Below are 11,385 nucleotides of genomic sequence, written 5' to 3'. Positions count from 1 at the left end.
AACCACCATGAAACACCTTTTTCTACTATTTTCTACTCTATCGCTCCTATTATCTGGGTGTTCCTTCAAAAAAAAGGCGGATCTGCTTGTAACAAATGCCCGCATTTACACAGCCGATTCGAGCTTTTCGATGGCGAATGCGTTTGTTATAAAAGATGGAAAATTTTTAGCTGTGGGCAACGGCCCGACACTGGCTGACGAGTATGAAGCTACCACACAGGTTGATCTGGCTGGCCAGCCGGTATACCCCGGTTTTTACGATCCCCATGCTCATTTTCTGGGTCTAGGTCAGGTGCTCGATCAGGCCGATCTGGTTGGTGCCGAATCGTATGACGAAGTTATTAACCGACTCAAAACATTTTATCAGGCCCACCCAAACGTAATATGGCTTACGGGCCGGGGCTGGGACCAAAATGACTGGCCGGAAAAAGTATTCCCAGCTAAAGAAAAATTAGACGAAGCCTTCCCGAACGTTCCGGTGGCACTGACGCGTATAGACGGCCATGCTTTACTGGTCAACTCAAAAGCGCTTCGTCTGGCAAACGTGACCGGTGGCTCGCAGGTAGCGGGTGGAGAAGTTATTCTAAACGCTGGCCAGCCTACCGGCGTCCTGGTCGATAATGCGATGCAGTTTATCAAACGAGTCATTCCCCGACCCGATGCCGCCGATAAAGCCCGTATGCTGCTTAATGCCGAAAAAGCCTGTGTAGCGCTCGGACTCACCACGGTATCGGATGCGGGGATCAGTCCCGACGAAATCAACCTGATCGACAGTCTGCAACAGGCTGGTAAGCTGAAAATACGGGATTATGCCATGATTAGCCTTGGCGAGCCCAACCTGAATTACTTTCTGAAACGCGGCCCTTTCCAAACCGACCGATTGACGGTTCGCTCGTTTAAACTCTATGCCGATGGTGCGTTGGGATCACGCGGAGCCTGTCTTCGCCAACCCTACAGCGACCGCCCCGAAACCAGTGGCTTTCTTCTCCTCAGCCCTTCCGAACTCGAACGGGTTACCAAATTGCTATACAACTCGAAGTTTCAGGCCAATACGCACTGCATTGGTGATTCGGCTAACCACCTGATGCTCGACCTGTATGGCCGTTTGCTGGAAGGAAAAAATGACCGTCGCTGGCGGATTGAGCATGCTCAGGTCGTTTCGCCCGACGATGTCTGGAAGTTCAATCGATACTCGATTATTCCTTCGGTTCAGCCGACTCATGCCACATCGGATATGTATTGGGCTGGCGACCGACTGGGACCAATTCGGGTAAAAGGTGCTTATGCGTTCAACGACCTGATGAAACAAAACCGCCTGATTGCATTCGGTAGCGATTTCCCGGTCGAAGCGGTCAACCCGTTGTTTGGTTTTCACGCAGCCGTAGCCCGGCAGGATGCCAAGAATTTCCCAGCCGGTGGCTATCAGATGGAAAATGCCGTTGACCGAAAATCGGCTTTACTGGCCATGACCCGCTGGGCCGCCTACGCCTGTTTCGAAGATCACCTGCGTGGCTGTATTGCCCCCGGCAAACAGGCCGATTTTGTCATTCTGGATCAGGACATTATGCTGGTACCCAACCCAAAAATCCGGCAGACGAAAGTACGTCAGACCTGGATCAACGGCGAGCGGGTTTATTAGGGCCAGGTATAGTCAAGAGTGGTCAGAAATAGTCAAACATTGCTTTCTACTCTTGACCATACCTGACCACCCTTGACTATTATCTGACCAAACCTGACTCTAATAAACCTCCAAAATCTGGTACGATAATTTGTTGAACGTAACTGAATCTCCAGCTTTCCGGCCAGCCAAAGCGCTACTAATGGGTGAAGCGGGCGAAACGGCGAAATAGTCTTTCCCATCCAGATTGAGTTTCCCGGCGCCAATACTGATAAAAAATAAGCCCCGATTCGTCACAACGACGCTTCCCAGCTGTACCGACTCGTAGGTTTTCTCAAGCTGAAGTTGTTTCAGATCACGCTCCACTTTCAGAGCTTCGGCCAATAGCTGAGCATGTCGGTCTCGTTCGAGTTGCGCCATCGCCCGACCCGTTTCGTATTTATCGCCTGCACTGCTTTTCGATTCGGAGTTGGCAGCTTCCTGAGCCGCTTCCATAGCCTGACGGGCTGTATCAATTCGCTGGGCGACGTAGGACTCGCAGAGGGCGAAAAGAGCCTCCTTGGTTTGCTGTTGTTGATTCAACACGTTATAAAGTTCCTCGTTTCATTTCTCTGACCGCAAAGTTGACCGCTCGCGCTGTTAAAGCCATGAACGTAATCGATGGATTTTGCGAACCGGTTGAGGTCATGGCAGCCCCATCCGTAACAAATACGTTTTTGACGGTATGCAACTGATTATGAGCATTCAACAATGATGTTTTGGGATCACGGCCCATGCGTACACCGCCCATTTCATGAATATCAAGACCAGGGTTGCGGTGATCATCATATGGCTTTATGTTTTTACAACCCGATTTTTCAAGCATTTCAGCCCCCTGTTCTAAAAAGTCGGCCATTACCTTCAGGTCATTGTCGGTATAGTCAATGGCGGTTACGAGCTGCGGAATGCCCCAGGTATCTTTCTGGGTAGTACTCAGCCTGACGTGGTTTTCGTAGCGTGGCACGGTTTCGGCCTGCATCATCATAAACACATGCCAGCCACCGGGAGTGCTCAACTGATCTTTGACGTCAGCCCCGAAGCCCGATTGGCCCAGACCGCGTTGCCAGCCCGACCGTGAAGCACTAAAAGCGACCATATACCCTCGCTGGAAATCGGTTTCCTGTGTTCGAACATTTCGGAAGTTAGGCATGAACGCCGTTGTCGGCCGACGACCGTAGAAATAGCCATCCTCAAAACCCTCATAATCGGCAACAATATTTCCCCTATAGTTATGAAAAGCCACGTAACGGCCCAACAGACCATTATCATTGCCTAATCCGTTTGGAAAACGTCGGGAGGTTGAATTGAGCAAAATTAGGTTCGTATTCAGGCAAGCGGCATTGACAAAAATAATCCGGGCATAGTATTCGGTCATTTGCTTCGTATGCGTATCAATGACCCGCACGCCCGTCGCTTTGCTTTTCTGTTCATCGTAGATGATGGAATGAACTACCGAATCAGGCCGGAGGGTTAAGTTGCCTGTTTTAGCCGCCCAGGGAATAGTGGATGAATTGGAACTGAAATAGCCTCCATACGGACAGCCTCGGTAGCATAAGTGCCGCGCCTGGCATTGCGCTCGTCCCTGATCGTAGTGAATTTGCTTCGGCTCAGTCAGATGTGCACAACGGCCAATAATGACGTACCGATCTTTATACGCTTCGGCCACCCGTTTCTGGATGTGCTTTTCGACGCAGTTCAGCTCCCAAGGTTTCAGAAACTCGCCATCGGGCAACGTTTCCAGTCCATCTTTATTCCCACTGATGCCCACAAACCGTTCGACATGGCTATACCAGGGTGCCAAGTCTTCGTAGCGAATAGGCCAGTCGACAGCAGCCCCGTCGCGGGCATTGGCTTCAAAATCGAATTTGCTCCAGCGTTGCGTTTGGCGGGCCCATATGAGCGACTTCCCTCCGACCTGATAGCCACGAATCCAGTCGAAAGGTTTTTCCTGTACGTAGGGATGATCAGCATCTTTCACGAAAAACTGCTCCGTTGCCTCATCCAGGGCATAGCATTTGGTCGCAATCGGGTTCGCCTGCTCAAACGTCTCCGGCATTCGGTTTCGATGCGTAAACTCCCATGGGTTGCGCGTCGCTGTTGGATAATCGGTAATATGGCGAACATCGCGTCCGCGCTCCAGCACAAGCGTCTTCAAACCTTTCTCACACAACTCTTTAGCCGCCCATCCCCCACTAATTCCCGAACCAATTATGATGGCATCGTACGTTCGGGCCGCTTTTGCATCACCGTTGATATACATTATAAACAGATTTCAGGTTTAGTACCCGAATATACGTAAGCTAGTTGACAATGAATTTTTTGTTAAAATAGTTGACAATAAGTTTATGGCTATCACTTTTAACAAGGAAGTTGTCTTTGGTAGTGGTTTCATCGAAAGACCGCAGGTAATTAACAAAGTACAACATCCACCTAGGCGCACAAAATCCACTATTTTACTAGATTTCTCAAACAACCGGCGTTGCATTTGATTTATTCAGAGTAAACAATTGCAACGTTATGGTACTTGACATTCCTCCACAACATCAGGATATCCAACCGGGTATTGAAGCCGAACTGGACCCGCAACCAGAAGTCATCCGGTCCTCGTATAAGGGAGCTAATAAGCTGAAAGACAAAGTGGCGCTTATCACGGGTGGTGATTCGGGCATTGGCCGGGCCGTGGCCGTACACTTCGCCCGCGAAGGGGCTAATGTCGCCATTTCATTCACTCCGCGTGAGGAGATCGACGCTCAAAAAACCAAAGAACTCGTTGAAGCTGAAGGCAAAACCTGTCTTCTTCTCCCCGGTGATATTCGGGACGAAGCCTATTGCCAGCAGATCGTTGAGGATACTGTCCGGCAATTTGGCAAACTGAATATTCTGGTCAACAATGCCGCCTTGCAGCTTCAGCACAAAACGCTGGAAGAGGAAACCGACGAAGACCTGCTGGCCACCTACGAAACCAACATCTATTCGTGTTTCCGGGTCACCAAAGCGGCCGTAACCCATCTGCAGAAAGGCGATTGTATCATCAATACAACTTCCGTAACCGCCTATCAGGGTAGAGCCGATCTGCTGGAATACTCGTCAACGAAAGGGGCCATTATGACCTTTACACGAGCCTTATCGAGCAACCTGATCACGAAAGGTATCCGGGTTAATGCCGTGGCGCCCGGCCCTATCTGGACACCGCTAAACCCGGCTTCTGTTAGCGCCGAAGAGGTGGCACAGTTCGGAAAAGACGTTCCGATGAAACGACCCGGACAACCCAGCGAAGTAGCGCCGACCTATGTGTTTCTGGCATCCGAAAATGCCTCCTACATCACCGGGCAAGTATTGCACCCCAATGGAGGTACGATTGTGAATGCATAAAAAATAGAACCGAGGAGTGAGTATTAGGAGTGAGGAGTTGCTGACGCATATTTTTTCTATTGCGTCAGCATTCTCACTCCTAATACTCACTCCTACCTACTAAAAAAAGACATGGATCAAATGGACATCAAAACCAAGCCCCAGCATCAGAACGAACAGCCGGGCCTGGAATACAAAATGGACCCCGAACCGATTTACATTCGGGATGATTATGAGGGGTCCGATAAACTGAAAGAGAAAATTGCCCTTATCACGGGTGGCGATTCAGGCATTGGCCGGGCGGTAGCCATTCACTTTGCCCGCGAAGGGGCCGATCTGGCCCTTATTTACCACCCTCGCGAAGAAGAAGACGCTCAAAAAACCAAGAGCCTGGTTGAAGCCGAAGGTTGTCGCTGCCTACTAATTTCTGGTGACCTGAAAGATATACAGTTCATTCAGGATGCCGTTGATCTGGTCATCGACACCTACGACCATGTGAATATTCTGGTCAATAATGCAGCTAACCATGTAGAGCAGACGGAATTTACGGGTATTTCGGATCAGCAAATGCGCGAAACATTTGAGCTTAACATTCTGGCCATGTTCAGACTCACTAAAATTTTACTGCCGTATATGACTGCTGGCGACTGTATTATCAACACCACATCGGTCGTCTCCTACCGGGGAAGTGAAGCCCTTATCGATTATGCGTCGACAAAAGGAGCAGTTACGGCCTTTACACGGTCGCTATCGCAAAATCTGCTGGAACGGGACATTCGTGTCAACGCAGTGGCGCCCGGCCCCATCTGGACACCGTTGATCGTAGCGACTAAGACGTTGAAAGAGGTAGGCGAATTTGGGAAAGATACGCCGATGGAACGGCCCGGACAACCCGCCGAGCTGGCACCGGCGTATGTGTTCCTGGCGTCTGAAGATGCTTCGTATTACGCCGGTCAGGTCATTCACGTAAATGGCGGGGAGGTGATCAACTCGTAGCGATTCTGCCGCTACTGGCTTATCTTTATAGCCGTTCTGATTTCTATTCAGAACGGCTTTTTTATGGAAACAACTGCCGCCCAACTTGCTACTCCGTTGCATCCGGGTGTACCACTTCTGGGAAATACCCTCGCCTTTCTGTATAATCCGCTAGGCATTCTCCATACGTTGCAGCAGCGACGCGAACGACTCGTGCATCTGCGCGTTGGTGGCAGGCATCAATACCTGGTTTTCCGCCCCGACGATGCTAAACATGTGTTGCAGGAAAATCACCGCAATTACGGTCGATCACCGGCCTTTCAGGTTTTGAAAATTTTTCTGGGTAATGGTTTGCTTACCAGCGATGGCGATTTCTGGCGACGTCAACGGCGATTGGCCCAACCGGCCTTCCATCGGCAGAAACTGGCGGCCCTGACCCATACAATGATTACCGAAACGGCAGATTGGTTAGCCGAGCTGACACAGCAAAATAAGCAACAACCTCTTAACGTATCGCAGGCATTTATGGATGTGACCATGCGTATCGTTTGCAAAACGCTGTTCGGGTCAGATGCAGTAGGGAAACTGGCGGGCTTATCGTCGGCGCTGGATACGCTGAATTATCTGGCCAATAACCGCATGTTGTCGCCTATCCGGTTTCCGATGCACTGGCCCACGCCCAACAACCAGCGATTTCGCAAGGCCGCTGTACTCGTCGATGAGTTTATTTATGGCGTTATTGAACACCGACGAAAGCAGCAGCTTGAACAGGATGATCTGCTCTCGATGTTTCTGACGGCCGAAGATGAAGAGACGGGTGAGCGTATGTCGGACCAGCAACTCCGTGATGAGTGCGTGACGCTGTTTTCGGCGGGTCATGAAACCACAGCCATTTCGATGGCCTGGACACTGTATCTACTCAGCCAGCATCCTGAAATACAACAGAAAGTTCAGGCTGAATGTCGCACTATTTTGGGCGATGCGACGCTGCCGTCACCTGAAGCATTTCGTTCCCTAACCTACACGATGCAGGTGATTCAGGAATCATTGCGATTGTATCCACCCGCCTGGATTATGAGTCGACTGGCTTTTCAAGACGATCACATTGGTCCGTACACAATCCCAGCCGGTGATACGGCACTGGTTTCTCCTTATCTGCTCCACCGCGATCCCGACAACTGGCCAGACCCTGACCGCTTTGATCCTGACCGATTTGCTGCGGGTGGCCTCAAAGATCAGCTTCACTCGTATGCGTACTTACCCTTTGGTGGCGGTCCACGCCTATGCATCGGTAATCAGTTTGCCTTGATGGAAATGCAGATTTTGCTCGGTATGCTGGCCCGTCATTTTTCGTTTAAACCGGTGTCGAATCAGCATGTTGTACCAAAACCTCTGATTACGCTCCGCCCCAATCAGCCTATCCGAATTCATTTAGCGTAGTCCTTACTTATCTTCCGATTTTGGAGACTGTTAGCCGTGCCACAGTTTAAAATGCACACTCATTTTTTAGCTTATTTTTAAAGTGTAAACAGCTTACCTCCTTACATACACCCCTATCGGAACAGGAGTGGCGCAATGTCGGTAAGGTTCCGGCGCCAGACCATAAACGTGTGTCCACCGGGCGTCTCGACCTCTTTATAATTGACCTTTTTCGACGCCAAATATTGCTTGAAATACTTGTTGTTCTGATACAAAAAGTCATCGACTCCGCACGAAACCCATAAGAGCTTCAGTTGTTTGTTGGCGCTCTCATCCAGATTCGGATAGGCTTTGGCAAAGCTGTCATTCATGGCTTTGATTTGCTCCTCCGATGGCGTTGTCGTGGCCGGATTAGTGGATGCCGAAGCGGCAGGACGTGGTCCACCCATCCCAACAGCACTGCTAAACCCACCAACATAGGCAAAATGATCCAGGTTGTTCAGGCCGGTATAAAACGCCGTTCCCCCACCCATCGATAAGCCGACAATAGCCCGCTGGGTTCTGTCTTTGGCGGCATTGTAGGTTTTTTCCAGTTGCGGTATGATTTCCTGAAGTACCTCGGCCGTGTATTTTTCGTTGCCGCCGTAGCCCAGCGTGTTGACCATAATCATCGGTTTGGCCTTACCTTCCGCAATCAGATTATCCAGAATGATATTAGCCTGTGCATTTACGATCCAGGACAGAGCCGTACCCGTAGCGCCGTGCAGCAGGAAAAACACAGGATAAGGCTCCTTACGCTTGGGGTCATAGTTTGGCGGCAGGTACACATAATAATCCCGGTCCTCGGCCATCACCGCCGAACGATATACGTGATGACTGACAACACCACGAGGCACATCTTTGATCTCCCAGCTCAGCGAAGCCGGGCCCGGCATGTGCGCCAGACTCTGCCCGTTGCACTGATAACAGGGTTTGGCTACGGGATTAGCCGGATCTGGAATGCGCAGTCCATCGACCACAAAGGCATAGTCATACACATCCGGTTCGAGCTTTTTGGTAAAACTCCAGACGCCCTGATCGTCTTTGTTCATCGTTTCGCGTGAGACGCCTTCGATGTCAAGAATCACTTCTTTGGCATTCGGGTCCCGTAGCCGGAAGATCAATCCGCCGTCAGTCACTTCCGGCGATTTAACGGGTGGCATTCGGGGAACTTGGGCCAGGAGCGCTGCGGTCTGAAGCAACAGACAACTGAAAAGCAGTAGCCGATTTTGTAGAGTCATAAGGTTTGTAAAGCAAGGGTTTAACAAATCGCTACGAATCTACTACGCTTTTTTATCATTACGTACTTTTTACACTAAGACTTTGAGCGACTTTTGTTAAATGCAAGAGGTGCGGTGGTTAAGGGAATAAGCCACGATTTCTCTTGACATTAGCGGCCACAAACTATTGTCGCACTTATTAGGCTTTATAACATTCAGCTACTGTCAACGGCTCATGTCTTCTTTGTCCAGAAAGATGCCCGTGCCGATCATCTTGATCGGTCCGTAGTATAATCCGTAGTTGGGTTTGATGCCGAACTGGGCTTTCAGTCGCTGTTGCAAGGCGTCGGGTTGTTTCTGTCCATTTACGATGAGTTCGTCGGAGTTCAGGCCAAACCAGTCTACATCCGATGGATGGGCAACGATCTTTTCGGCAACTAACGCATCAATGACACCCCGAACCCGCTCCTGATCGTAGCGAATATCAGGTGGCGCAGGCAGTTTTTTCTTACCCCAATTCTGCACTTTAGCGATACTATCGGCTGGTGAAAAACCCGGCTTCTTTGGATAGTTAAATGCCTGACTAAGCTTGTCAGGGTTTTGAACGGGTTCAAGGGATTTCTTTGGAGCTGGCATTTCCGTCTTTCCGGTCAAACTCCCTTGCGCCAGATGAGCCTGTTTCGCGAGTCGAGCTTCTTTATCCCGTTGAAATTGCTCTTCCCGGCCGGCCTTCATGCGGGTAATGGCCTGGTCAATATGTTCCTTTTTCTGCTGCTGTTTTTCGGCCAGCGCCCGGTCGATCTGCTGAAGTAAGGTTTGATACAGGTCCAGATCAGATTCGGGAATTGTTCTATCATTTATATCCAGTGTAACCAATTGACTGTTCGTAATTCTGAGGTGATACCGATTGCCCTGATCATCCTTCACCATCATCTCCCGATTGGCCCGATCGTGGTTGTTATTGGCGAACAGAATGCTCGTAAAAATCCGGTTGCTATCGGGCAAAACGGCTGGCTCTAGCGTCGACTCACTGACTGGTTGCGCTTTAGTTAGCGTTGGTTTAGCGGCCACTTGACCCCGTTCTGTTTCAGCTATTGGCTGACGAAATGTCTCAACAGGGGTGTTCGTTCGGAAAACGACCGACTTCTTTAAGGACGCTTTCACCAGTTGGCGAACTTCGGGAGTCGCCTTCGATACAAACGCAGACGCTAACAGCAAAACCAGTCCCGACAATAGGACAAGCTTTTCGGCGATGCTCAACCGTTTGTTTTCCTGTGTCATCATACGCTTGAGCCGATCCATCAGTTGTTGACTTCGAAAGCCCAGCGGCATAGCATAGCTGGTAGGCGAATGTGTGTAGTCCTGAAAAGCTAGCAGGGCTTCCAGATAATGACTCTTCGTAGTAGTCTGGGCCAGTACAATGTCGTCGCAACATACTTCCCGCTCCTCACGAATCAGAGCCGAAACCCAAAGCAGGGCTGGGTTGAAGAAGAAAATGGTTTCAACCAAGCTTTGTAGCAGGTTCATCAGGTAATCGCGTCGCCAGACGTGCGCTAGCTCATGCCAGAGAATGGTGTCGATCTGTTCGGCTGGTAGCTGAGTCAACAGACCAATCGGTACCAGAATGACCGGTTTCAGGATACCGACCGTCACGGGGACGTTCACCCGTTGCGATTGTAATAAGGTGATTGACTGCCGAATGCCAAGCCGCTTGCTGAACTCCCCAACTTTTTGCTGCCACTCGCCGGTCGGTGCATATACCTTATACGACCGAATCCGATGGATATAGAGCAGGCCACTTGCCATTCTGACGCTTTTCAACACAAAAAACAGCAACCAGACCGCAACGATCCAAGTGCTATTGGCATTGATCAATGCAATTAGACGTGTGCCTACGGGTACTTCCTGAACAGAAACTGCTTGTTGCTGCCCGGCTACTAAATCAGCGATTGGTGCATTGCCACCTGCTCCATTCGTGTTAGCGGAATAAAAATTGGCCATGTCCAGTTCCTGATAATAGACAAAGCCCGTAGCGGCTACAAACAGAATCAGACAACCGCAGAGAAGCTGGTAACGGAGGTGCGCCGAAGAGCGATGGGTTACCATGATGACCAGTCCAGCCAGAGCCGCCACAACCAGCCCGATCCATAGGGAATGAATCAGGGTCCAGCAGATGGCGCTAACCTGCCGTTCGGAAAACCACTGAGTGAAAAGCGTTGCATCCATAAGGCACTATTGTTTTTCGTCCATTTTTTTGATCAGTTCCCGAAACGTCTCCATATCGCTGGGGTCAATTTTTTTGTTGCCCAGCAACTGCATCATCAGACTACTTGCGGAGCCGTTGAAGAGTGTATCGACCACCCGATCCAGCAGCGCTCCCTTGGTTTTTGACTCTTCCACAGCCGCCCAATAAATGTGCTTCATCTGGCTTTCGTCCTTTTTCAAAAACCCCTTCTCAACCATAATCTGCATCAGTTTCAGCGTCGACATATAAATGACCTTTCGGGTATGCTGATTCAAATGGTCGTTGACGAAGCGGGCCGTCGATGGGCCGTACTTCCACAGGATTTGTAGAATCTCCAGCTCCGACTTTGTAGGTTCAGATGAGGAGATATTATCGTCTTTTTCCGTCTTCATAAGCCAAACCTAAGAAAAATTTCTTAACAAACCTAAGAACTTATTCTTATCTCAAAAAATTTCCCTACTATTGCCTTGAATCTGGTA

At 50.0% G+C, this 11,385-nt stretch carries 9 protein-coding genes; 4 read left to right on the top strand and 5 right to left on the bottom strand.

Annotated features, from left to right (window positions below; genetic code table 11):
- The first annotated feature begins 7 nt into the window (after positions 1–7).
- Complete coding sequence (locus ACYVFD_RS33580) at positions 8–1,639, top strand: amidohydrolase (RefSeq protein WP_461094946.1); 1,632 nt, start codon at positions 8–10, stop codon at positions 1,637–1,639.
- 99 nt (positions 1,640–1,738) lie between these two features.
- Here ACYVFD_RS33580 and ACYVFD_RS33575 read toward each other — a convergent pair whose 3' ends face one another.
- Together ACYVFD_RS33575 and ACYVFD_RS33570 are read right to left on the bottom strand one after the other, a co-directional pair.
- Entirely contained in the window at positions 1,739–2,200 is a 462-nt protein-coding gene (locus tag ACYVFD_RS33575; RefSeq protein ID WP_461095040.1) for a 3-oxoacyl-ACP synthase, read from the bottom strand.
- A gap of 4 nt (positions 2,201–2,204) precedes the next feature.
- Positions 2,205–3,917: a GMC oxidoreductase gene (locus ACYVFD_RS33570; RefSeq protein ID WP_461094945.1), complete on the bottom strand. Its 1,713-nt coding sequence runs from the start codon at positions 3,915–3,917 to the stop codon at positions 2,205–2,207.
- 257 nt (positions 3,918–4,174) lie between these two features.
- Between ACYVFD_RS33570 and ACYVFD_RS33565 the strand changes: the two genes are divergently transcribed.
- From ACYVFD_RS33565 to ACYVFD_RS33555, 3 genes are all read left to right on the top strand, one after another.
- Positions 4,175–5,029, top strand: coding sequence for an SDR family oxidoreductase (locus ACYVFD_RS33565; protein ID WP_461094944.1), 855 nt, complete (start codon positions 4,175–4,177; stop codon positions 5,027–5,029).
- 111 nt (positions 5,030–5,140) lie between these two features.
- Positions 5,141–6,004 carry an SDR family oxidoreductase gene (locus tag ACYVFD_RS33560; RefSeq protein WP_461094943.1) on the top strand — a complete coding sequence of 288 codons (864 nt, stop codon included), beginning with the start codon at positions 5,141–5,143 and terminating at the stop codon, positions 6,002–6,004.
- Between the two features lie 63 nt (positions 6,005–6,067).
- Positions 6,068–7,423, top strand: coding sequence for a cytochrome P450 (locus tag ACYVFD_RS33555; protein WP_461094942.1), 1,356 nt, complete (start codon positions 6,068–6,070; stop codon positions 7,421–7,423).
- 113 nt (positions 7,424–7,536) lie between these two features.
- On the opposite strand, the gene ACYVFD_RS33550 is transcribed toward ACYVFD_RS33555, so the two are convergent.
- From ACYVFD_RS33550 to ACYVFD_RS33540, 3 genes are all read right to left on the bottom strand, one after another.
- Entirely contained in the window at positions 7,537–8,682 is a 1,146-nt protein-coding gene (locus tag ACYVFD_RS33550) for an alpha/beta hydrolase-fold protein (protein ID WP_461094941.1), read from the bottom strand.
- 204 nt (positions 8,683–8,886) lie between these two features.
- Positions 8,887–10,887 carry a M56 family metallopeptidase gene (locus tag ACYVFD_RS33545; RefSeq protein WP_461094940.1) on the bottom strand — a complete coding sequence of 667 codons (2,001 nt, stop codon included), beginning with the start codon at positions 10,885–10,887 and terminating at the stop codon, positions 8,887–8,889.
- A gap of 6 nt (positions 10,888–10,893) precedes the next feature.
- Entirely contained in the window at positions 10,894–11,298 is a 405-nt protein-coding gene (locus tag ACYVFD_RS33540) for a BlaI/MecI/CopY family transcriptional regulator (protein WP_461094938.1), read from the bottom strand.
- Between the last annotated feature and the right edge of the window lie 87 nt (positions 11,299–11,385).

This window comes from Spirosoma gilvum, assembly GCF_054776815.1.
Note: the sequence above shows the minus strand (reverse complement) of the source record. Positions and strands in the feature narration are given on the sequence as shown.